A 22,850-nucleotide genomic window follows, 5' to 3' on the forward strand; every position below is an offset into this window, starting at 1 on the left:
TTTCGAGTCGATAGTGCGCCATGGATGGTGTACTACCAAGAGTGCATCACCATACCAGCTTGGGGTCAGTTGCCACAACGCGCAGGTAGCTCAGGTCGCTTGTTGATGCCGGAGACCTTGGGCAACTGGGGCTTGTCTTTGAGCCAGGAGGCCAGCTCTTCCCCACAGCCATTGCCGGGCGGAATGGGAGCCTGGGGTTCACAATCGGGGCTGCCCACCGGGCAGCGCAGCCGCACGTGGAAGTGGCTGAAGTGGCCCACCCAGGGGCGTAGCTTGGCGACCCAGGGTTCGTTACCAGCCTGTTGGCAGACCGCGGATTTGATCACCGGATTGACGAAGATGCGGGCCACCTCGGGTTTGCTGGCCGCAAGCCGCAGCAGGGTGAGCTGCTGGGGGCCAAAGCGGCCCGGTAACATCTTGTAGCTGGGTTCGTCGATCAGCGCCCACTCCTTGGGGGCATCCTGCTCCCATTTGCTGATGGGGCGGTTGGCCATGCGAAACCAGATATCGGCATCAAGTCCGGTCTGATGGCTGCGATGGCCGGAGGTAAAGGAGCCGCCACGGGCCATCGCCAGATCGGCGATATAGAGATCCGGCAGCCCGGCCATGCGGGTCTGGTTGGCCAGCGCTTGCAGATAGTGGATGAGGTCGGGGTGGCCGTAGTAGCGTAGCCGCTTGGTGCGGATCACCTGATAACCCGGCCCTTCGAGGGGCAGGGATACGCCGTTTTTCAGGCAACCGGCGGCATAACCGCCAATGGCTTCCGCTTGCAATACGGTCGCCAGCAACAGGGACGTCAGCATGTGCGTGCTCCTTGTCTTGCTTCGAGTCGGCTCAGCAATACGAACAGACTCAAACATATAAATAAATAGGCTGCGGCTACCAGCAGCCAGATCTCGTAGACCAGTCCGCTGGAGTTGGCCATCTCGGTACCGACGAAGGTGAGCTCCTGCACCGAGATAAGGGAAACGATGGCGGTATCCTTCACCAGCGCGATGAGCTGGCCGGTGAGTGGGGGCAGCATCAGCAGCATGGCCTGCGGCAGGATCACATGGCGCAGCCGCACCCAGGGAGAGAGCCCGAGGCTCTGCGCCGCCTCCCACTGACCACGGGGGATGGCGGCCAGCCCGGCGCGGACGATCTCGGCGACGAAGGCTGCGCTGATCATGCCAACGCAGAGGGTGCCTGAGATGAGGTTCTCCCAGCGGGCTGGTGGGCCAAACAGCGCCTCTTGCCACGGGGAGAGTGATACGGTGCCGAGCCAGCGGGAGAGGCCGCTCGAAGGCAGCAGCTGGTTGGCGATAAAGAAGTAGAAGATGAAGATAAAGACCAGCGGCGGCAGATTGCGGATCAGCTGGATAAAAAGGGTCGCGGGCATCACCAGCCAGGGGCGGCGGCTGAAGGCGGCTACCCCCAGCGCAGTGCCGAGCAGCAGCGCCAGCACCATGCCGAGCAGGGCGATGCGCAAGGTGGTGAGCAGACCGCTGAAAAAGTAGGGCAACTCGCCGTGAGGGCCGGGGGTGAACAGCAGGTCGAAGGCTTCATGCCAGCGCCACTGATAGGCCACCCCTATGTGCAGGCGGCTGGCCAGCCAGAGGCCAGCCAGCAGCAGGATCAGGGCGATCGCCCCATCCAGCCAGTTGATGTTCCGACATGGCCCACGGATGATGCGCCGGATGGTCTCTTTTAGAGCAATCAGCATCAGGGGTTAGCGACCTGTGCTTCCCACGCCAGCGACTTGAACCAGTAGTCATGGCGCGCCTTGAGCCAGCCATCGGCCTGACGGGCGGCGATCCACTCGTTGAACTGCTCAGCCAGGGCATCATCCCCCTTGCGCAGGGCAAAGCCTTCATCGCCTTGTGCCAACGGCTCGGCAAACGGCATAAAGAGGGCATTCGGGTGGCGCAGCGCCTCTTGCTCGGGTTTCGGGGAAGAGGAGAGGGCGCCGTGGGCGCGGCCGTTCAGCACCTCCTGAAATACCTGTGACTCGTCATCGAACTGGCGCAGGGTGGCCTTGGGGAAGTGTTCTTTTGCCACCTGTACCGGTGAGGCGCCACGACGTACCGCCAGGATCACCCCGCGCTGGTTGAAGTCCGCCACGGTTTTCTTCTCTTTGGCCAGGGTGCTGGAGGCGGCCAGCTGCACCCCCGAATGGGAGTAGGCCTGGGTGAAGCGCACGCTCTTCTCCCGCTCGGGGGTGATGGTGAGGCCGCCGATGATGACGTCATATTTTTTCGCCAGCAGGGAGGGGATGATGCCATCCCAGGCGGTAGGCACGAACTCTACCTGCCAGCCGTTATCTGTGGCGAGGCGACGGGCCACGTCAATCTCAAAACCGATCAGCGCCCCTTGCTTGTCGCGCATCGCCCAGGGGGCGAAGGTGGACATGCCGACCCGCAGGGTACCGCTCTGCTCGATCTGTGCTTGGGTGTCGGAGGGGGCAGTTTCTGCCAGTGCCGGAGTGAGCAGGCTTGCCAGCAGCAGGGCTGCGCCCGACAGGGTGGTCTTGAATGACAGATTCATGGTTAGCGTCCTTGTTGATCCGGATTCAGGTGACGGGCCAGTGCCCGCGAACAGGCTGACAGCGTCAGGGTTAACAGCAAATAGAGGGCAGCTACGGTAAACCACACCTCAAAGGTCAGAAATGTATCGGCAACCAGAGTACGCCCTTCGTTGGTCAGATCGAAGATGGCGATCACACTCACCAGCGCCGAATGTTTGATAAGGGAGACCAGCTCGTTGGTCAGCGGCGGCAAGGTGATGCGCACCAGCTGGGGCAGGATCACCTTGCGCAGGGTGATGGTTCGCGACAAGCCAAGAGAGTGGGCCGCCTCCCACTGTCCTTTGGGAATGGCCTGTACACCTGCACGCAACACCTCGGCGGTGAAGGCCCCCTGATAGAGGGAGAGGCTCAACACGGCGCAGGCAAGGGGGGCCAATCCCAGCATGGGGCCCAGCAAGAAATAGAGAATATAGAGCTGCACCAGCTGGGGCGTGGTGCGCACCAGCGCCAGATAAGCGATGGCGAGCCATGGGCCGAGCCGGGAGGGGAGCAGCCGCAGGCTGACCACGCACACCCCGACTGCCATCGTGCCCAACAGGCTGAGCAGCGCCACCTGCAAAGTGACCAGCAGGCCGTTTAGCAAGGGGCCGGCATAAAAGGTTCCCTCATCCCATTCGCCGAGAAAGGGCAACACCCGCGGCCACTGCCACTCATAGCCCATCTGGCGAGCGCCGCTATAGAGCGCCCAGCCCAGTAGCGCAGAGAGCATCACAGTGCCTGACAGCCAGCCGAGCAGGCGGGGGCGATTGAGCCTAGCCATGATAGCTGAGCACCTGTTCGAGGAAGGCCCGGGTGCGCGGGTGCCGAGGGGCGTTGAACAATTGGGCGGGCGGGGCCGACTCGATGATCTTGCCCTCGTCCATAAAGAGCACCCGATCCGCCACCTGACGGGCAAAGCCCATCTCGTGGGTGACGCAGATCAGGGTCATCCCCTCGTCAGCCAGCTCGCGGATCACATCGAGCACTTCGCGGATCATCTCGGGGTCGAGGGCGGAGGTGGGCTCGTCAAACAGCATCAGCTCGGGTTGCATGCAGAGGGAGCGGGCGATGGCGACCCGCTGCTGCTGGCCGCCGGAGAGCTGGTGAGGGTACTTGTCGGCCTGAGCCTGAATGCGCACCCGCTCGAGCAGACCGAGCGCCCGGGCTTTGGCCTCCTGGGGGCGCAACCCCAGGGTATGCACCGGCGCCACCATCAGGTTTTCCAGCACCGTCATATGGGGGAAGAGGTTGAACTGCTGAAACACCATGCCAACCCGGCCTTGCAGGCGGCGCAGGTAGGAAGGGGTCACCGGCTCGCCAAACAGGAACAGCTGGCCGTCGTCGATCCCCTCCAGCCCGTTGATGGTGCGGATCAGGGTCGATTTTCCCGAGCCTGACGGGCCACAGATGACCCACTTCTCTCCCCGTTCAATGGTGAGATCGATGTGATGAAGAGCCTGAAAGTCGCCATAGAATTTGTCGACGCCACAAAAGCGCACACAGGGTTGCGAGCTGGTCAAGAAGCGGGTTCCACTGAGAATCATTTACGCCATGGTATTGATTTTATAGGGGGATGACAAAGAAAACCCCCTTGTCAGCATCCTGATGGCTATTCACAATGGCGCCATTTCGTGATGACAGGAGCTTTTCATGCGTATTACATCCTTGCTTGCCGGTTCGCAGGTGCAGCTGTTGATGCCGCCAGCGGTTCGCTATCGCTGCGTCATTTTTCTGCTGTTGCTGGTGAGTTGGGGCGTGGTGGCGGCCTCCTTGTGGGATGGCTGGGGCGCCATGGCGCTGCTCAACTGGGTGGGCGTGGTCTTTGGTGGCATCACCGGGATCATGGTTTCGCTGCCCCGCAGCTGGCAGCCCTGGCGCCTGGCGGAGCTGGGGTGGGACGAACAGCATATCTATCTGCTCAATGGCAACAAGGATGAGGCGCTGGCGCTGCCCCGCAACCAGCTGGTGGCGCTCGAGCGGGAGCGGCGAGTGGGTCACGACGGCCAGTGGCTCGACTTCAGCCTCGATCTGCAGCTGAGTGAAGAGGAGCTGGCGGCGGCCATGGCCTTGCTAGATCTCAAGGCAGGGGAGCTGCATCTGGTGAGCCCGTCTGTCTATCGCTTCGGCTTTAAACGGGCCTGGCACGGTCGCCGGATGCTGGCGCAACGGTTGTCAGATCTGCAATCGGCCTGAGTCGACTATTTTCTCGACAATTCCCGGCAAAGCTCAGATACTGCCAATGACTCGAATTGATCTTGTCTGCACTGTTAACCCAAGAGATCAATCACTTGACGACAGTGTGGAGAAGGCCACGGCATGAAGCCATGGCAGGTCCGGCATAGGGGTTGTGCCCTTACCGTTATGCTGGGAATTGCATAGAGAAGGCACCTTGAATCGAGAGTGGATGGCATGAAGATTTACGTAGGAAATCTGTCGTACCGGATGACGGCCGACGAACTGAAAACCCTGTTCAGCCAGTTTGGACAGGTCGACAAGGTTGATATCATCATCGACCGCGATACCGGCCAGTCAAAGGGGTTTGGTTTTATTGAAATGCCGGTCAATGGTGATGCCGAGAAGGCCATCGCTGGTCTGCATGGCACTGAAGTCGGTGGCCGTACCATCACCGTCAACCAGGCCAAACCGAAGACAGATGCTCCCCGTGGTCGCCCGCAACAGCGCCACCGCTAAGGTGCCTCGGCAATCTCGGCAATGAAAAACGGCATGGGTTTCCCCCATGCCGTTTTTGTTTCTGAATGTTTTGCTGTGATCAGGGGACGTCGTAACCGAGCGCCGCCTTGCGGATGCGGAACCACTGCTGGCGGTTAAGCTCGACAGATTCGGCGGCCACGGCGGCAGCAATCCGCTCCCGCTTGCCGGAGCCAATCAATGGCAGCGGCTGGCTTGGCAGCATCATTACCCAGGCGTAGACCACCTGCTCGATAGTCTGGGCGCTCACTTCCTGACGGATCTGCTCCAGTTCGGCACGCAGCGGGGCATAGGCGTCATCGCTGAACAGTCGGCCGCCGCCGAGACATGACCAGGCCATCGGCTTGATGCCAAGCTGCTGGCACTGATCCAGAGTACCATCGAGGGTCCCTTCCTGATGAAGCGGCGAGATCTCCAGCTGGTTGGTGACCAGCGGGAAGGGGAGGCGCGATTGCAGTAGCTCGAACTGACGGGCGGTGAAGTTGGATACCCCGGCGTGCTTGATCTTGCCCGCCTGTTTCAGGGTGATAAAGGCGTCGGCCACTTCATCTGCGTTCATCAGGGGATCCGGGCGGTGGATCAGCAGCAGGTCCAGATGGTCGGTGCCGAGCTTGCGCAGCGAGGCCTCGGCGCTGGCGATGATATGGTCCTTGCCGGTGTTGTAGTGGTTGAGAGCATGCTCCGGCTTGGCGGTGAGGGCGATACCGCACTTGGTGACGATCTCCATCCGGCTGCGCAGGGAAGGCTCGAGGCGTAGGGCGTGACCAAAGGCCTCTTCGCACTGGTAGCCACCATAGATATCGGCGTGATCGATGGTGGTGACCCCCAGATCCAGATGATATTTCATCAGATCGAGCAGAGCGGCCGGAGAGAGCTGCCACTCCATCAGGCGCCAGTAACCCATGATGAGGCGAGAGAAGGTGGGGCCTTGCGGATGCAGGGCGACACGGGATACAGACATGGTTGACTCCTTGAAAAACACGATGCGAAAACGATGTGCAACATAGATGACTGCGGGCATCTTGGCCTCATGTGGCTGGCAAAGCAATAATGGGCAGTGGCATGATTCGAACTTTGGTTCTGATCGCAAAGTAGGAGAGAGAGTTGGATGGAAGGATTTGCCGAGCGCTTGCAGAGCCTGATCGGGGAGATGAGCGTGAGCGCGTTTGCCCGCAAGGTGGGGCTCAGTGAAGCGCTGATCCGCAAATATTTGAAGGGAGCCGAGCCTGGCCTGGCGCGGGCCAACCAGATCGCCATGGGGGCCAACTGCTCGCTGGAGTGGCTGGCAACCGGCTGCGGTTATCTCTACCGTCAGGCGGAAGTGGTCGACAGGGAGGCACTGGCAGCGGCGCAGCTACTGCTGGGCGAGCAGCAACCCGGGGTGGGGCTGCCCGATGAGGAGGCACTGGTCATCCTGCTCGCCTATTACCAGTTTTTGCGCACCCACAAGAAAGCGGACGGTTTTCTCGACTTGGCGCTGGCGCGGGAGTTTGGCCGCCATCTGGGGGAAGCGTGATGAGGAGCATATTACCCTTTGGTCGTGTCACGGCCGGTTGATTATTCTGATACGCTCTAAGCAAGATAAGTCTCCATGGAATGGGCGATGAGCTACTTGATCCTCGGAAGTGGTGCGCTGGGCTCGGCGCTGGCAAGAGAGCTGATGGCAAGGGGGGAGTCATTCCTGCTGGCCGGGCGCAACTATCCCAAAGGGATCGAGATGGAGGACTTCTTCCCGCTGCCAGATGTCGATGCCATCTCGTTCGATGCCTTGTTTACCCTCTACGATTGCGATCCGCTTCCCACCGTTGTGATCAATACCATCGGCGTGTTGCACGACGTCAGCTTTATGCCGGAGCGGCGGGTCGAAGAGGTGCACCCCAAGTGGCTGTGCGACAGCCTGCTGGCCAATGCCTGGCCAACACTGGCGCTGGCTGCCCGTTTCAGCCGGTTGATGGGCAATGACCATCCGCTGTGGCTCTGCGCCATCTCCGATCTGGCGGGCTCCATCACCGCCAATCTGGAGGGGGGACGTTACAGCTACCGGATGAGCAAGGCGGCCCTCGACATGGGGGTGAAAACCCTGGCCCTTGAGTGGGCGCAACGTTTCCCGCAAGCAGGGGTGGTGGCCGTTGCGCCCGGCTTGATGGACTCCCCGATGAATACCCCCTTTCTGAGCGAGTTGCCCGCGGATCAATTGCAGGATCCTGCCGAGGTGGCGGTGAAACTGCTCAATCTCATCAAGGGGTTATCATTGACTCAATCGGGCCAGCTACTGGATCTCAACGGTCAGCCGCTGCCCTGGTAAATCCCGCCTGCGGGTTCTACGGACGTCTATTGGCTTCACATTCTGCTCATGCGCCCCTTGCCAAGCGAGGGGCGCATGGCTAACGTCACTCTCCTGTTTCAGGAGGGATCTCATGCGCTATATCGATTTACGAAGTGACACCGTCACCCAGCCTACTGACGCCATGCGTCAAGCCATGCTCCACGCCGAAGTGGGTGACGATGTCTATGGTGAAGATCCGGGCGTCAACGCGCTGGAGGCCCATGGGGCCAGATTGCTGGGCAAACAGGCGGCGCTATTTGTGCCATCGGGCACCATGTCCAACCTGCTGGCGGTGATGAGCCACTGTCAGCGCGGTGAGGGGGCCATCCTCGGCAACGCCGCTCACATCTATCGCTATGAAGCGCAGGGGAGTGCCGTGCTGGGCTCCGTAGCCCTGCAACCCTTGCCGATGCAGCGCGATGGCACGCTGGCATTCGATGATATCAAGGCTGCGCTGGCCCCTGATGATGCCCACTTCGTCCAGACTCGCCTCATCTGTCTTGAGAACACCCACAATGGCAAGGTGCTGCCGCTCCCCTATCTGCAAGAGATGGGGGCATTTGTTGCTGAACGTGGCTTGAAGCTCCATCTCGATGGCGCACGGCTTTTTAACGCCGCCGTGGCCAGCGAGACCCCGGTCGAGGTGATCGCCGCGCCATTTGACAGCATCTCGATTTGTCTCTCCAAGGGGTTGGGCGCACCGGTGGGCTCGCTGCTGGTGGGCAGTCACGACTTCATCGCCCGTGCGCGCCGACTGCGCAAGATGCTGGGGGGCGGCATGCGCCAGGCGGGCATTCTGGCGCAAGCCGGTCTGTTTGCCCTCGAGCAGCACGTGACCCGTCTGGCCGATGATCACCGCCGTGCCAAACGGCTGGCCGAAGGGTTGGCTGCACTGCCGGGCATCGAGCTCGACCTCTCGCTGGTGCAGAGCAACATGGTGTTCCTGCGGCTGCGTGAGGGGGAATCGGCCCCTCTGCTCGCTTTTATGAAGGAGCGGGGGATCCTCTTCTCCGGTTACGGCGAGCTGCGGCTGGTGACTCATCTGCAGATCAACGATGACGATATTGAAGAGGTGATCGACGCCTTCACCGAGTATCTCGGGGCGCGTTGAGACGGCTGGTCAGGTAGAGGTTATACCAAGACCTGTTCATACCGAAATAACAGAGGGCGCCGCGGCGCCCTCTGTTATTTGCTGCAAGCTCAAGCCTGCCGCTGGCCGTTCATCAGCATGGCCTCATCGGTGGCATCGTAGATCATCACCGCGATGTGGGTCACCTGACCGCCGAAATCGGCCAGTGGTACCAGCGTCAGGTTCTGGAACATGTGGGGGGCCGAGCCGGTAATGGGGCGGTAGTTGGAGAAACGTAGCAGATAGGGCTTCTGCTCCCAGGTACTGAAGGCGCGGTTGTTGAGCTTGAAGACCATGTTGGCCTTGCGCTCGAACCAGGCTCTGTCCACATCGGGGAAGAGCTCGAACAGTACGCCATCGCGCACGTCACTGGCCAGTCGGCCGCTGTGGCTCTCCATAAAGCCGTTCCACACTTGTACCTTGTACTCCTTGTCGAGCACTACCAGGCCTACGTCCAGGTTCTGGACTATGTTCATCAGCCAATGAAATTCACGGATTTCCATAGTCACTCCTAGAGCATGTGCATGATTTTGTTGTTCATGGTGGCGATGGAATCTTCGGTAAACAGCAGCAGCAGATCACACTGCACCGCGTAATCCTGGATCCGGTAGTTGATCTCGATGGCGAGCGTGCGGCGCCAGCGACTCTTGTTGGTGTTGATCAGCTCGTTGATGGGTCTGTGCTGGCCGAGCACCACCGGGTGCCCCTGACTAAAGGGAGTGTCGAGCTGGTTGGCGTAGCCGCGCAGGAAGGCGCCGATCAGCACGTTGGCGGTATCCATCAACAGCTCCAGTTCGGCGGTGCGATCCAGCGTCCCCTGATGGTTCATCAGCTTGGCCAAATCTTTGAAGCTGGAGTCATGGAACAGGATCAGCGCTTCACCGGCGATCCCAGCTCCGATAAACCCCTGACAGACGGCGGAGAGGGTATCTGAATCCGCAGCGGCCGAGAGGGCCATATGCAACTCTGATACTTCCAGCACGTTGACGTTGGGGATGGGCAGTACCACGAAGGCGTTGAGCAGACGAGCCAGCAAGTCGGCGGCCTGACCCATGGAGACGTTGGCCAGCTCCTGATAGACATCGCGGATTTCGGGGGTGATCTTGACGCCTGCATCGGCTACCACGCCGCTTGGCAAGGGCTCGGCTGCACTCGGCTGATTACCCGATGAAGCACTCCAGAAGCCATGTTGTTTGAGCAGGGCTAGCAGGGTATCTGGGGCGGCGGGCTTCTTGATGAAATCGAGCGCCCCCAGCCCCATGACCCGCTGATAGGCCTCAGGCTGGATATCTCCGGAGACCACGAAAACCTTGCTGCGTAGTCCTTCCCGTTTCAGGGTCTCCAGCACACCGTAACCGTCCATCTCAGGCATAGTGAGATCGAGAAAGATGAGATCCCCATGGCCCATCAGCACCTGTTCGATCCCTTCAAGGCCATTCGCCGCATAGTGCAAATCGACTTTCCAGTCAGCCGGTAGCGCTCGTGCCAGCTGTTTGCGGGCGAACCCGGAGTCATCACATATCAATACATTCATGGCGTTAGGCAGGCTCTGTTGGCAAGGATTGCTATAAGTGTGGCCCGCTAACAGTCAGATGCAATGTGGGAGGTTGTCACCCTGTGAAAATTGGTTATCCCATTGCCGGTTACGATAGCGTGCGGAGTATTTCTCAACAAATTCAGCGAACATCTTAACACGCAACGGGGCGAACTGGTGCTGGCAACACAACATGTAGAAGGGGCGATTGCCGGTCTGCCAGTCGGTCAGTACCGGCACCAGCTGCTCGTCATGGAGGAAGCTGCTCAGATAGTGCAGCGGGGCGTTGACTATCCCCAGATGACGCCGGGCTGCGCGCACGGCGGCCTGAGTCTGGTTGACGGTCAGTTTGGCGCTGCGTTTGATGCAGATGTTCTGGCCATCCTTGTCGGTCAGTTGCCAGTGCTGGTGTGGCCAGCAGTAGATGAGATCATGTTCTTCCAGCTGGCTGGGGTGGGAGGGGGTTCCCTTCTTGGTCAGATAGAGTGGCGAGGCAAACAGGCCGTACTCGATATGACCGAGACAGATCGCATTGGGCAGCGACTGGGGCAGCTCACCGTTGAAGAACACCAGATCCCGATCATTGTCGAACAGGTGCTGGTGATCATTGGTCTGGGTGATATCGAACTGTACCTCGGGATAGTGCAGCCCGAATTCGGCCAGCATATCGATGAGGATGGTGTTGGAGAGCGCGATCGGCGCGGCTATCCGGATAAGCCCGGTGATGTCTGCTTCTTTACCCCGGATCTCGCTGGTGGCCTGCTCGATTTGTGCAAGCGGTGTGCAGAGACGCTCGTAGTATCTGAGCCCTTCATCGGTAAGACGGAGTTTACGGGTAGAGCGATGTAGCAGGGAGCAACCCAGTTGCTCTTCCAGCTGGGAAATGCGTCGACTGATGGTGCCTGTTGGCATGCCCAGTGCGGCTGCAGCATGGGAGAATCCTCCCTCTTGCACCACCTTGACGAACAGGTAGAACTCTTCGATGTGCTTCATAAACGCTGTTCTGGGTGTAACAAGGGGGCAACCATAAAAAGAGCTTTATCGCTTGGCAAGGGTAATTCAGCGTTTAATTGATCTGGATTCGATTTCTACTGATACCAGTTTAGATTTTCAATTGTTCTCGAATGAGGATTATTGTCTGCGCCACAGTCATTGTTGCGAGATGTCACCCGTTAGCTCAAGAGAGAGAGGCGACATGGTATGACTACAATACGACCCATCCTCAGGCAAAAAGAGGATCGTGCTGGTCAAGAGCAGTTCTTTTTTTCGGCGATGTGAATGTGATGACAGTCGCATATTCATCATGCCGGTCTGGAGAAGGTAGATATTCGGTTTTGAGGTATTTAAGTTCCTTGTTAAGTCGCTATTTGGGGCCGGTTTTGCTCTTTTTTGTCTGTTTATTCAACGCACTGGTTAATAAATGAAAGTTTTACGAGGGAAATGCCGGCACTTTTTTTAGTTGACTTTTTTGTCAGTAAATAAGTGTTTGTTGTGAATCGTAAAAATGTTTTTTGAAGTATCCAGAGTGCAATTCTTAGTGCTTGTTTTTGCTGGGAAAAAAAGTTAAAAACGAACGAGGGATTTGTTCTGATTGACAGGAGTATTGGCTGAGTCCTTTTTTCTGTGGCTGGATTGGCTCTCCTGTTGTTGATTTCTGAAATCAGTTATCTGCTTTTGGCCATCGCGAGAAATAGTGGCCGAGAGGTGTTTTCACCTTGCATTCTGCATACGGCGGTTTGCCCATTTGTTTTCCGGTTCACCAGTGACCATCCAGCATGAATGACTTTGACCAGATGAATACGCTTGACGAACGGTTACTGAAGACAATGGATGTTCTGCATACCCCTATCTGGGTCTATGACATCGAACATCACCATATTTTCTGGGCAAACCGCGCAGCACTTCCCCTCTGGGAGGCCACCTCCCTGGACGAGCTCTGTTCCAGGGATTTTTCGGCTGATATGGCCACAGCCATAGCGCTGTTGTTGCAACGCTACCTCGGTGATTTTCAGCAGGGGCGAAGTTACAACGAGTGGTGGACTATCTCCCCAAAGGGGGTCAAGAAGCAGATCTATCTACGCCTCTCCGGGATTCAGCTGGCTGGCCGTCTGATGATGATGACCGAGGCGGTGCTCGACTCCGATACCCTCTATCAGGAGTCCTCGCTGGCAACCGGTGATACCCTGGCCTGCCTGTTCGATAGCAATGGCGCGTTCGAAAGCGGCAACTATCACTTCGAGATGTGTTTCGGTCACCGGATCGCCACGCTCTCCCAGGTTTTTTCCGGTAGTGACGACAGTTTTTACCAGAAGCTCTCCCGACTCGATGAAGTAGTGACCGAAGGGGAGTGCCGAACCCTCAAGGGGATGCGCTGGTTCCAGTATCAGTTCCGCTATATCCAGCAAGGAGCACGGATCCTGCTCACCATGCGCGATATTACCGATCGTAAACTCGAGGAGCTGGAGCATCGCCACCTCGCTTGGCATGACTCCCTGACCGGCCTGCTCAACCGTTATGGCTTGATGAAATCTCTCGAGGCCTATTGCGGGTTGGGGGAGCGTTTCGCGCTGGTATTCATGGATCTGGACAACTTCAAGCTGGTCAACGACAACTACGGCCACAAGGCGGGAGACCGCCTGCTGGAGCGGGTTGCCGGTCGCCTCAAACAGATTTGCCCCCGCGATGTTGAGCTGGCCCGTCTTGGCGGGGACGAGTTTACCGCGTTGGTTCCCTTGGGAAACCAGAGCGAACGAGCCCAGGATGTGGCCGATCAGATGCTCTCCCAGATGACCAAGCCGCTGCAACTGAGCGGTCTGCCGGAGGTAACCATCGGCGGCAGTATCGGCATTGCCATCTATCCCGATGATGCGGACGATGGTGATAACCTCATCACCCGCGCCGATATGGCCATGTATCAGGCCAAGCAGATGGGGCGGCTGCGCTGGCAGCGTTTTACCCCCAGCATGCAGCAGACCCTGCAGCGCAAGCTCAATCTCAAGCAGTTTCTGGCCAAGGCTATCGGTCGTCAGGAGCTGAGCCTCTGTTACCAGCCACAGGTCGATGTCGCCAAACGGCGTCTGATCGGTTACGAGGCGCTGCTGCGCTGGTATAACCCGGTGCTTGGCCATGTCTCGCCAGTGGAGTTTATCCCCCTTGCCGAAGAGATGGGGCTGATCCGCGAGATCGGCAGCTGGGTGCTCTCTACCGCGCTTGCCCAAATGGCCAGTTGGAAGAAGCGCCTCCATCACCGGGTGCCAGTCTCCGTCAACCTCTCTGGTTTCCAGCTCTCGTCGGCACTGCCCGGGCAAGTGCGCCAGCAGCTGGAGCTGCACGGGGTGGATGCCTCCCTGTTGACGCTGGAACTGACCGAAACTGTGCTTATGCTGGATATGAAGGGGTGCCTCGATATTCTCGATGACTTGAGTGAACTGGGGATCAAGATTGCCATCGACGATTTTGGTACCGGCTACTCATCCCTTGCCTATCTCAATCGCCTGCCCATCGATACGATCAAGCTGGATCGCTCTTTCGTGGTCGGTCTCAACTTGCCGGTGATCCGGGCGACTGCGGCCATGGCCACCAATTTGGGATTGGGGATCATGGCGGAAGGGGTGGAGGAGCCTCATGAGCTGGCCGCCCTGCAGACCCAGGGGTGCCATGTGTTCCAGGGATATCTGTTCAGCAAGCCGCTGACGGTGGCGCAAGTCGAGGCGAGCGGTTTCGTGGTGGAGTGCCAGGTTGGGCGTTATCCACTGCTAGATGCCGTGATGGCAGAGTAACAAGTGTGCGTTAGGCCACAACTTGGAATTTTATTCCGCAATATTTAATCAAAATTAATCATTCTTTTGCGATCGGTCATGAGACGGATTGGCTGGAATTGCTAGCATGCGACCTCGTTTCTAGGGAAAGGAGTATCGCAATAATGAGTCATGCTGCTGTCAATGACCGTCCGGCCAGCCCTCCCAAGGGTTGGCTGAACCGTTTCCTCAATGGCGTCGAGAAAGCCGGGAACAAATTACCCGACCCCGCCATGCTGTTCCTCTACGCTTTGCTGATCGTCTGGGTCGGCTCCTGGGTGTTGTCACAATTCCAGTTTGATCTGGTCAACCCCCGTACCGGGGAAGCGGTCGTGGTCAACAACCTGCTGACCGGTGCCGGTCTGGCCGAGTTTCTCTCCACCATGGTGACCACCTTTACCGGCTTTGCCCCGCTGGGGATCGTGCTGGTGGCCATGCTTGGGGTCGGGGTGGCCGAGCAGTCCGGTTTTATCAATACCGGTCTGAAAAAGTTGTTGAAGGTGACGCCTGCCCGTTTTCTCACTCCCATGCTGATCCTGGTAGCGATCGTCAGCCACACCGCCGCAGATGCGGGCTATGTGCTGGTGATCCCCATCGGTGGCATCATCTTCCACGCTGCCGGACGCCATCCGCTGGCGGGGATCGCCGCTGCCTTTGCCGGCGTTTCCGGCGGTTTTGCCGCCAACTTCCTGCCCTCCGGCGGGGATGCGCTGCTGCAGGGTTTTACCCAGTCCGCCGCTCAGTTGCTCGATCCTGACTACATGGTCAACACCCTGTGCAACATCATCTTTACCGGTGCCTCTTCGTTGCTGATCATCTGCGTCGGCTGGTTCATCACCGAAAAGGTGGTGGAGCCGCGCCTCAAGCACGTGGCGCTCAACGAGGATCTGGAGAGTGCCGACGAGATGGGGCGCTACAGCGCGCAAGAGAGCCGGGCCTTCAACTGGGCCGGGTTTGCCATGCTGGCGGCTATCGTGCTGCTGGCGCTGGCGCTCTCCCCGAGCGATTCACCGCTGCGTGCTGCCGATGGCTCCCTGACCACCTTCGCTGCCCCCGTGATGAAGTCCATAGTGCCGCTCATCTTCCTGCTCTTTATCCTGCCCGGGATTGTCTACGGCTTTGTCGCAGGCAGCTTCAAGAGCGGCAAGGATGTGATCGATGCCATGTCGGCCACCATGAACAAGATGGGCTCCTACATGGTGATGGCTTTCTTCTGCGCGCTCTTCATCAAGGCGTTTGGTGACTCCAATCTGGGCACCCTGCTGGCCCTTTCCGGTGCCGAAGTGCTCCATGCGCTGGCGCTGCCCGGTGAGGTGACTATCGTCGGGATGATCCTGCTCACCGCCAGCGTCAATCTGGTAGTCGGCTCGGCCTCCGCCAAGTGGGCGCTGATCAGCCCGATCCTAGTGCCCATGTTGATGGCGGTGGGGATCTCCCCCGAGCTGACCCAGGCGGCCTATCGGGTCGGGGATTCTGCTTCCAATATCATCACCCCGCTGATGGTCTTCTTCCCGCTGGTGGTGGTCTATTGCCAGCAGTATGTGAAGAGCACCGGGATCGGTACTCTGGTCTCCATGATGCTGCCCTACTCACTGGCCTTCCTGGTGAGCTGGACGATTTTCCTGCTTCTCTACTGGGCGCTCGGCTTCCCGCTCGGGTTGCAAGCCCCTTACGTCTATCCGGCCCCTTAAGCTGGGTGTGCGAGGGAGCCTTGGGCTCCCTCGTTTTTTTCGCTATGGTGTTACCTCATTTTGGAGGTGCCATGAATCAGACCATCGATCTTATCCTTTCCCATCGCTCCATTCGTCAGTTCACTGCCGAGCCGATCGCCCCGCAGCAGCTGGATGCCATCCTCGCCGCCGCCCAGTCCGCCTCAACCTCGAGCTTTTTGCAGGTGACCAGTATTGTGCGAGTCTGCGAGCCCGAGGCGCGTCAGCAGTTGGCCATGCTGGCGGGCAATCAACCCTATGTGGTGCAGGCGGCCGAGTTTCTGGTGTTCTGCGTCGATTACCACCGCCACACCCAGATCGTGCCCGAGGCCCAGACCGGCTATGCGGAGCAGTTGTTGATCGGTGCCATTGACGGCGCCCTGATGGCGCAAAATGCTCTGCTGGCGGCGCAGTCGCTGGGGCTGGGCGGGGTCTATATCGGCGGCATTCGCAACCATCCTGCCGAGGTGAGCGAGCTACTGGGCTTGCCCCATCAGGTGATCCCGCTGTTTGGCCTCTGCCTTGGCCACCCTGCCCAGCAGCCGGAGCAGAAACCCCGCCTGCCCAAGGGATTGGTGGTGCATCAGGAGCGCTACCAGCACGAGCTGGATCGCGACCTGCTGGCCCGGTACGATCAGCAGATCGCGGACTACTATCAGGCCCGCAGCAGCAACAACAAACAGCAGACCTGGAGTAGCCAGATCCGCGCCATTCTGGGCAAGGAGTCCCGCCCTTTCATGCTGGGATTCCTGCAATCGCGGGGCTTTAACCTCAAGTAATGGCGCTGATGGGCGATACTATGGGAGTGATGACCACCATGGTCATTTTCCCGTGATCCTGAAATCTTTCCCTGAGACCGGGTATACAGCTTGGCGACAAATCGTGGGCAAGGGGGGATCTACAGGCTACCTTAAGTAGATAAGCTGTTGTAGGATCACGCAATTGGATTGGGACAGGGGTTTGGACATCCTATGATTTTAACTTTGGTATTGCTGTCTATCGGCGCGCTCCTGTTTTTGGTTATCGCCTATAACGTGGTACAGCAATATAAGCAGAAGGCGGAGGCTGAAAAGCGTCACGCCGTTGCCAGACACAAGACGGTAGCTGACGAGACCGAAGAGGTACTGCTGAACGTCAATCTGGTGCCTTTCTCCAAAAACATGGTGTTGCTGTTGCAGCACCGGATCCTTGATGCCTATCGCGCCATCGCCCAGGTGATGCCCAACAACCAGATCAAGCAGCGCATCGCCGATGTGCAGATCCAGATCAAGAACGTGCAGGAAAATTACAGTGCGCAGGATGAGGGGCACTTCAAAACCCCCGAGTCTGATCGTCAGGCGATCCAGATGTTGCAGCTGGTAAAAAAGCTACGTGCCGTACTGCGTGTCGAGCACAACAAGGGCAAAATTGATCCGCAGGGGTTTGCTCAGGAAGATCGTCGTCTCGAGCTGATGCAGCTCAAAATCAACATCTCGAATCTGGTCAAGCGGGCGATGGATGCCCGCATTCAGGGCCAATATGGTACTTGCCGCCAGCTCTATACCAAGGGTCTGTCGGCCATGGCCAGCATTGGCGACAAGGATCCCTATCTGTTGGCTCGTGAAGAGGATATGCGTCAGGGGCTCAAGGAGCTTGAAGAGCTGCAGCAGCAAAACAGCGCGCAGGATCTGCAAAACATCAAGGACAAGGAAGCCGACGAGCTCGATGTCCTGTTTCAACCCAAGAAGAAATGGTAAGCATGTCCCACCCACTCGATTCCACACTGGGGCCAATGGCCCCATTTGTTTCTCAGCTGTTGACCGAACTGGCCGCTGCTGGCGTCACATTTTCCCAGCCAACGGTCGATCACCTCTGTTATCGGGCGGCGACCTTGCAGGAGTACCGCGCGCTGTGTGCTGTATTGGCTGAAGCGGGCTCCTTGCTGGTGGAGGGGATGATCGGCGGTCGCCCGATTGCCACTTATCAGTTGCATCAGCCACTGCTGGCTGGTGAGGTGCAGGTACCCTGTATCGAGCTGGCGGCGCCGAAACCGGGGCGCATCCATCAGGCAGGACTGGAACATATCGAGCTGGTGGTTACTTCACTGCAGGATCTGGTAGCGCGCTATCCCGAGCAGCCATTCAAAACCGGCAATATGCAGGATACCCGCAACCCCGATATCGGCCTGATGTTGCCCTCCGGTCAGATCAAGTTTCACTTACGCTCGCTGGCTGAGGTGATCGCCGAAGAGGTGGCGACCGGTGCTGTGGTCGCGGTGCCTGCGGATTATTTCGATCAGGAGTGATCCTGCGCTCAATGCGGTGCGAGCCTGACAGGCTCTTGAATAACGCAGCAAAAGGGGTCACCGGTGTGACCCCTTTTGCTATCTGGCGGTGCTGGGTTGCGAGAGCGCTATCTGCTCGTGGGTGACCCTGTTTGCGCTGAGCCTGTTACCCGTGTCGGTGGGGTTGCTGGGCGGGCAGTGGCGATTGGCTTCGCTGCTTGAGACGGCCGAGCCAGAGGCTCAAGCCGGCCGTCAAGATGAGGACCAGTTCAATACCCATGACCAGACCGCCCAGCTCGCCCTGCTCCCAGAAGGGGTGTAGGTAAAGTCCCCCCAGACTGGCTCCCAGATAGTAGGCTACCAGATAGAGAGAGGAGGCGAGGGCGCGGTTGTGTTCGACATGATGACCAACCCAGGCACTAGCGCAGGCGTGTGCCAGGAAAAAGCCGAAGCTGGAGATCAGCAAGCCACTCAGGATCCCGAGCAGGCTAGCTTGCAGTAGCCATAGACTGCCGAGGGCCATCAGGGCGATCCCGACCAGCAGCATGCGTTGTGCACCCCAGCGGTTGGCAAAGCGGCCGCTCAGTGAGGAGGCCACCGTCCCCGAGAGATAGGTGAGAAACAGCATGCCGAGCCACTGGGTGGGCAAGGAGAATGGGGGCTTTGCCAGCAGGAAGGTGAGATAACTGAACTGGTTCAGAAACACCATAAAGTTGAGTCCCCCGATAAGGTAAGCCCCTACCAGCAAGGGATTGGTCAGGTGCTGCTGCAAGGCGCGAGCAAATTGGCCGCGAACGGGGGCGCTCGCCACAAAGCGGGTCTGATGGGGCAGCAGCCAGAAGACCAGCGGCAGCAGTGACAGGCTGATCACACCGATCCCCAGAAAGGTATGTTGCCAGTCGCCAAACCAGCCCGCCAGCAGGCCGCCGACCACCCGACCGGCAATGCCACCGAGGGAGTTGGCGGCAATATAGACCCCCACCGCCGAGAGCAGCGCCCGTTTACTGAACTCTTCCCCCATATAGGCAATCGCAGTGGCTGGTAACCCGGCCAGCAGCGCGCCCTGCAGGATGCGTAGCAACAGCAGTGAACCAAACTGCTCAACCAGGGGGATCAACAGTGAGAGCAGGATCGCCAGGGTGAGGGTACCCAGCATGACCTGCCGACGGCCATGGCGATCCGCCAGTCTGGCGCAGATCAGCAAGGAGGCGGCAAGGCCTGCTGTGCATCCTGCCAGGGTCCAGCTGGCCGAGAGGGAGTTGACCGAGAAGACCTCGGCGATCAGGGGTAACAGGGGATGGGTCTGGTAGAGGTTCAGAAACACCAGAAAGGAGCCCAGGCTGAGGGCCAGGGTTGCACGTATCCACTCGCGACTTCCAACTTCAATCATTGCGTATTGTCCTGACTACTTTTGGTCAGGGTAGAGTCCTTGCGGTTATAAATATAATATATTTAAGTTATCTATCTCATAAGATGAATTGATACATGGATCTGAAACAGCTCACCTATCTGCTGGCGGTCAGGGATGCCGGCTCATTTACCAAGGCAGCCAACAGTCTGCATGTGGCACAACCGGCCATCAGCATGGCCATCGCCAAGCTGGAGCAGCAGCTCGAGTTGCGACTGTTTGATCGACAGGACCGTGCGGTACGGCTCACCCCAGAGGGAGAGGTGCTCTGTCGCCATGCCGAGCGTCTGTTGCTGCAGATGCATCAGGCCGAGGCCGAGATGGCCGAACTGAAGGGGTTGGAGCGGGGGGAGGTGCGGATCGGGATCCCCTACATGATGGGCTCCTACTATTTCCCCCCTCGTCTGATGGCCTTCAAGCACCGCTACCCCGGCCTCAAGATCCGGGTTGAGGAGGCCGGTACCCGCGAGCTGCTCAGCCGGATGGTGGATGGCTCCCTCGATCTGGCCATTCTCATCACCAGTGATCTCCCCCCCGCCATCGAGGGAGCACATCTGCTGAGCGAAGAGATGTTGATGGTGGTGGGCGACGATCACCCCTTGCGCGGCGAACCGGCCGTCACCCTCTCGCAGTTTTTCGCTCAGGAGCTGGCGCTGTTTCGCCGTGGCTTTTATCACCGGGAGCATATGGAGGCGCTGGCCCAGAGCCTGGGCGTTGAACCCGATATCGCCTTCGAGAGCAATCTTATCCCTCTGCTCAAGGCGGTGGTGCGGCAAGGCTTTGCGGTGACCACCTTCTTGCGGATGGTGCTGGAAGAGGAGCCGGATCTGAGTGGCGTACCCTTCGACCCGCCCATCTACCTCGACCTCTGTGTGGCGTGGCGGCGTGGTGATCCGCTATCCATGGCCAACCGTGCCTTGCGTGATTTTCTACTCAAGGAGCGCCCGGCCTGATGGCGGCGGGCCATTGCTGAAAGTTTGTTACTATTAACGGTGGGTTCGCTTGAGGGCTACACCATGAAACTGCAGCAATTGCGCTATATCGTCGAGGTGGCCAACCACAGGCTGAATCTGTCGGCCACCGCCGAGAGCCTCTTTACCTCCCAGCCCGGGATCAGCAAACAGGTGCGGATGCTGGAGGATGAGCTGGGGATCCAGATCTTCGAGCGCAGCGGTAAACACCTGACCCAGATCACCCCCATAGGTCGGGATGTGATCAAAGTGGCCGCCGAGGTGTTGGACAAGGTCGCCACCATCAAGGTAATGGCCAGGCAGCATGTGCATCCGGAGCAGGGAACCCTCACCATTGCCGCTACTCATCTGCAAGCCCGTTATATTCTGCCCGCCATCCTCAAGGATTTTACGGCCCGCTTTCCCAAAGTCGCCGTAACTGTGATGCAGGGGAGTGCGACGCAGTGCCGCGCAGCCGTGCATGATGGCGCTGCCGATCTGCTGCTGGCGGATGAACCGGAGGATGGGAGCGATCTGCTGATGCTCCCCTCTTTTCAGTGGCAACGGGGCTTGGTGCTACCCAAGGATCATCCGTTGGCCAAAGCAACATCGCTGACCCCGGCTGAGCTGGTGGAGTTTGCATTGGTGACCGATGGAAGGGCTCTCTCCACAGCTCAAGGCACTGATTGCGCTCATGCCGAGAGCCGGATCGCCTGCTGTGCGAGCGACAGCGATGTGCTCAAGACCTATGTCAGACAAGGGATGGGTATAGGGGTGATGGCAACCTTTGCCTGGGAGCTCCAGCGCGATAGCGATCTGGTGCTCAAAACGGCGCCCTGGCTACCAGGCGGTGTGGCCGCTATCGGGTTGCGCAGAGGGGCATTTTTATGCGGCTATCTCTACGATCTGATTGAACGTCTCGCGCCGCAATTGACCCGCGAGCGGGTCGAACAATACTGTGCTGCCCGCACTGGCGAAGAGCTTGAAGCTCTGCTGGCCAATCTGACCGTACCACAGCGATAGCTAGGGTCGTCCCAAGAAAAACGCCTCCGTTCGGGAGGCGTTTGACTATCTGACATTCGTCAATGCAGGCTCATTTTTTGAGCATGTGATCCAGCTTGTTGGCCTTGGTCGACAGATAGAACTCGTTGTGGGGATTACGCCCTTCCTGCAAAGGTACCCGTTCGGCCACCGGAATACCGAAGGATTCCATCGCTTTCATCTTGCGCGGGTTGTTGGTCATCAGTTTGAGAGACTTGACCTCAAGCTGCTTGAGCATGTCGGCGCAGATGGTGTAGTCGCGCATATCGGCGGCGAAACCAAGGGCCACGTTGGCTTCCACGGTATCGGCCCCCTGATCCTGCAGGTGATAGGCGCGGATCTTGTTGAGCAAGCCGATGCCACGGCCCTCTTGACGCACATACAGCAACACGCCACGACCGGCTTTGGCGATATTCTCCATGGCCGCCTGCAACTGGAAACCGCAGTCACAACGCAGGCTGAACAGGGCGTCGCCGGTCAGGCACTCTGAGTGGATCCGGCCCAGCACGGGCTCGTCACCGGTAATGTCGCCCATCACCAGTGCGGCGTGGTCTTTGCCTGTGCCGGTTTCCTGAAAACCTACCAGCGTGAAGGTGCCCCAAGGGGTTGGCAATTTGGATTTGGCCACGAGGGTAACGCTGCTCATAGGTTGCTCCTTACTACTAACGGCTCAAAAAAGGGGGCCAGTTTAGCGCGCCTTGTCAGGAACGACCATAAGAACAAGTCCCTGCATTGCTTAATGAAATCTCCAAATGAGATACAAGCACAGCTGTCCGGCGGGGTTTTGGCCCTTTGTGCGGATTGATGACTGCCAGGCTCACCACATTCGGGTATAATCGGCGCCCATTAACCCACCCCTTCGGGATGGGAGCAACACAGTGCAGGAGAGAAGTTATGCCTCAGATGGCCCCCGTAATGACAATTGATGGCCCCAGTGGTGCAGGTAAAGGCACCTTGTGTCAGCTGCTTGCTGAGAAGCTGGGTTGGCACTTGCTGGACTCGGGCGCCATCTATCGGGTGTTGTCCCTGGCCGCCCTGCATCACGATGTAGAGCTGGATAGTGAAGCTTCACTGGTGCCACTGGCTGCCAATCTGGATGTGCAATTTCAGGTTGAGGGCGATCTGGTCAAGGTGATCCTGGAAGGGGAAGATGTCTCCCGCACCATCCGCACCGAAGAAGTGGGTAATGCTGCCAGTAAAATCGCCGCCTTCCCCCGGGTGCGCGAAGCATTGTTGCGCCGTCAGCGTGCTTTTCGTCAGGCCCCGGGTCTGATTGCCGATGGTCGTGATATGGGGACAGTTGTTTTCCCCGAGGCCGAGGTGAAGATTTTCCTCGACGCCAGTGCCGAAGAACGGGCCCAGCGTCGCTATAAGCAGTTGCAAGATAAGGGCTTTGATGTTAACTTTGAGCGTCTTTTAACCGAGATTCGGGAACGTGACGA

At 58.7% G+C, this 22,850-nt stretch carries 24 protein-coding genes; 13 read left to right on the top strand and 11 right to left on the bottom strand.

Features of this window, described 5'->3' with window-relative positions; all coding sequences use genetic code 11:
- Nucleotides 1-65: 65 nt before the first annotated feature.
- Genes mepA through G5358_RS01805 form a run of 5 tightly spaced genes read right to left on the bottom strand, consistent with a single transcriptional unit; the run spans nt 66 to nt 4,086 of the window.
- Nucleotides 66-803 carry a penicillin-insensitive murein endopeptidase gene (gene mepA, locus G5358_RS01785; RefSeq protein ID WP_421323481.1) on the bottom strand — a complete coding sequence of 246 codons (738 nt, stop codon included), beginning with the start codon at nt 801-803 and terminating at the stop codon, nt 66-68.
- Entirely contained in the window at nt 797-1,702 is a 906-nt protein-coding gene (locus tag G5358_RS01790; protein WP_100646116.1) for an amino acid ABC transporter permease, read from the bottom strand. Before G5358_RS01790 ends, mepA begins: the two co-directional genes overlap by 7 nt.
- Complete coding sequence (locus G5358_RS01795) at nt 1,702-2,523, bottom strand: transporter substrate-binding domain-containing protein (RefSeq protein WP_136501241.1); 822 nt, start codon at nt 2,521-2,523, stop codon at nt 1,702-1,704. Before G5358_RS01795 ends, G5358_RS01790 begins: the two co-directional genes overlap by 1 nt.
- A gap of 2 nt (nt 2,524-2,525) precedes the next feature.
- Nucleotides 2,526-3,323 (bottom strand): amino acid ABC transporter permease, encoded by a 798-nt coding sequence (locus tag G5358_RS01800; protein ID WP_120414074.1) that lies wholly within the window; start codon nt 3,321-3,323, stop codon nt 2,526-2,528.
- The gene (locus G5358_RS01805; protein ID WP_075115892.1) at nt 3,316-4,086 is read right to left on the bottom strand and encodes an amino acid ABC transporter ATP-binding protein; all 771 of its coding nucleotides are present in this window, start codon (nt 4,084-4,086) and stop codon (nt 3,316-3,318) included. The genes G5358_RS01800 and G5358_RS01805 overlap by 8 nt, the downstream gene beginning before the upstream one ends.
- A 106-nt stretch (nt 4,087-4,192) precedes the next feature.
- On the opposite strand from G5358_RS01805, the gene G5358_RS01810 reads away from it, so the two are divergent.
- Entirely contained in the window at nt 4,193-4,735 is a 543-nt protein-coding gene (locus G5358_RS01810; protein WP_058057416.1) for a hypothetical protein, read from the top strand.
- A gap of 216 nt (nt 4,736-4,951) precedes the next feature.
- Nucleotides 4,952-5,233 carry an RNA recognition motif domain-containing protein gene (locus G5358_RS01815; RefSeq protein WP_005337180.1) on the top strand — a complete coding sequence of 94 codons (282 nt, stop codon included), beginning with the start codon at nt 4,952-4,954 and terminating at the stop codon, nt 5,231-5,233.
- Between the two features lie 79 nt (nt 5,234-5,312).
- Here G5358_RS01815 and G5358_RS01820 read toward each other — a convergent pair whose 3' ends face one another.
- Nucleotides 5,313-6,212: an aldo/keto reductase gene (locus G5358_RS01820; RefSeq protein WP_407959550.1), complete on the bottom strand. Its 900-nt coding sequence runs from the start codon at nt 6,210-6,212 to the stop codon at nt 5,313-5,315.
- 147 nt (nt 6,213-6,359) lie between these two features.
- Here G5358_RS01820 and G5358_RS01825 point away from each other — a divergent pair, with 147 nt between their 5' ends.
- The 3 genes from G5358_RS01825 to ltaE all read left to right on the top strand — a co-directional run bounded on the left by G5358_RS01825 (nt 6,360) and on the right by ltaE (nt 8,688).
- Complete coding sequence (locus tag G5358_RS01825) at nt 6,360-6,767, top strand: helix-turn-helix domain-containing protein (protein ID WP_275056347.1); 408 nt, start codon at nt 6,360-6,362, stop codon at nt 6,765-6,767.
- Nucleotides 6,768-6,854: 87 nt separating this feature from the next.
- Nucleotides 6,855-7,556, top strand: a complete 702-nt coding sequence (locus G5358_RS01830) for a short-chain dehydrogenase (protein ID WP_421323482.1) — start codon at nt 6,855-6,857, stop codon at nt 7,554-7,556.
- Between the two features lie 112 nt (nt 7,557-7,668).
- Entirely contained in the window at nt 7,669-8,688 is a 1,020-nt protein-coding gene (gene ltaE / locus G5358_RS01835) for a low-specificity L-threonine aldolase (protein WP_266135535.1), read from the top strand.
- Between the two features lie 89 nt (nt 8,689-8,777).
- Here the strand turns inward: ltaE and G5358_RS01840 are convergent, their stop codons facing one another.
- From G5358_RS01840 to G5358_RS01850, 3 genes are read right to left on the bottom strand one after another with little or no spacing between them, the layout of a single operon-like run.
- Nucleotides 8,778-9,209, bottom strand: coding sequence for a PAS domain-containing protein (locus G5358_RS01840; protein WP_245130646.1), 432 nt, complete (start codon nt 9,207-9,209; stop codon nt 8,778-8,780).
- An 8-nt stretch (nt 9,210-9,217) separates the two neighbouring features.
- Nucleotides 9,218-10,240, bottom strand: coding sequence for a response regulator (locus G5358_RS01845; protein WP_103251765.1), 1,023 nt, complete (start codon nt 10,238-10,240; stop codon nt 9,218-9,220).
- Between the two features lie 54 nt (nt 10,241-10,294).
- Nucleotides 10,295-11,233: a LysR family transcriptional regulator gene (locus G5358_RS01850; protein WP_216978986.1), complete on the bottom strand. Its 939-nt coding sequence runs from the start codon at nt 11,231-11,233 to the stop codon at nt 10,295-10,297.
- An 833-nt stretch (nt 11,234-12,066) separates the two neighbouring features.
- Between G5358_RS01850 and G5358_RS01855 the strand changes: the two genes are divergently transcribed.
- The 5 genes from G5358_RS01855 (at nt 12,067) to G5358_RS01875 (ending at nt 18,030) form a co-directional block, all read left to right on the top strand.
- Nucleotides 12,067-14,019, top strand: a complete 1,953-nt coding sequence (locus tag G5358_RS01855; RefSeq protein WP_421172599.1) for a putative bifunctional diguanylate cyclase/phosphodiesterase — start codon at nt 12,067-12,069, stop codon at nt 14,017-14,019.
- A gap of 143 nt (nt 14,020-14,162) precedes the next feature.
- Nucleotides 14,163-15,728, top strand: coding sequence for an AbgT family transporter (locus tag G5358_RS01860; protein WP_005351146.1), 1,566 nt, complete (start codon nt 14,163-14,165; stop codon nt 15,726-15,728).
- 71 nt (nt 15,729-15,799) lie between these two features.
- Nucleotides 15,800-16,525, top strand: coding sequence for an oxygen-insensitive NADPH nitroreductase (gene nfsA, locus G5358_RS01865; protein ID WP_216953386.1), 726 nt, complete (start codon nt 15,800-15,802; stop codon nt 16,523-16,525).
- Nucleotides 16,526-16,717: 192 nt separating this feature from the next.
- On the top strand, nt 16,718-17,482 hold the full coding sequence (locus G5358_RS01870) for a DNA repair protein (protein ID WP_216953387.1): 765 nt from the start codon (nt 16,718-16,720) through the stop codon (nt 17,480-17,482).
- Nucleotides 17,476-18,030, top strand: coding sequence for a VOC family protein (locus tag G5358_RS01875; protein WP_031227877.1), 555 nt, complete (start codon nt 17,476-17,478; stop codon nt 18,028-18,030). Before G5358_RS01870 ends, G5358_RS01875 begins: the two co-directional genes overlap by 7 nt.
- 145 nt (nt 18,031-18,175) lie before the next feature.
- On the opposite strand, the gene G5358_RS01880 is transcribed toward G5358_RS01875, so the two are convergent.
- A complete protein-coding gene (locus G5358_RS01880; RefSeq protein WP_021231402.1) occupies nt 18,176-19,399 on the bottom strand; it encodes an MFS transporter in 1,224 nt (407 codons plus the stop codon).
- Nucleotides 19,400-19,494: 95 nt separating this feature from the next.
- Here G5358_RS01880 and G5358_RS01885 point away from each other — a divergent pair, with 95 nt between their 5' ends.
- A complete protein-coding gene (locus G5358_RS01885; protein ID WP_005337156.1) occupies nt 19,495-20,370 on the top strand; it encodes a LysR family transcriptional regulator in 876 nt (291 codons plus the stop codon).
- Between the two features lie 63 nt (nt 20,371-20,433).
- The gene (locus G5358_RS01890; protein WP_216953388.1) at nt 20,434-21,390 is read left to right on the top strand and encodes a LysR substrate-binding domain-containing protein; all 957 of its coding nucleotides are present in this window, start codon (nt 20,434-20,436) and stop codon (nt 21,388-21,390) included.
- 70 nt (nt 21,391-21,460) lie between these two features.
- Here G5358_RS01890 and ribA read toward each other — a convergent pair whose 3' ends face one another.
- Nucleotides 21,461-22,054, bottom strand: coding sequence for a GTP cyclohydrolase II (gene ribA / locus G5358_RS01895; protein WP_005351157.1), 594 nt, complete (start codon nt 22,052-22,054; stop codon nt 21,461-21,463).
- A 248-nt stretch (nt 22,055-22,302) separates the two neighbouring features.
- Here ribA and cmk point away from each other — a divergent pair.
- The coding region (gene cmk / locus G5358_RS01900) for a (d)CMP kinase (RefSeq protein WP_421278179.1) at nt 22,303-22,850 on the top strand (548 nt) is incomplete at its 3' end.

The organism is Aeromonas sp. 604176 (genome assembly GCF_049170755.1).
Classification (GTDB): domain Bacteria; phylum Pseudomonadota; class Gammaproteobacteria; order Enterobacterales; family Aeromonadaceae; genus Aeromonas; species Aeromonas veronii_A.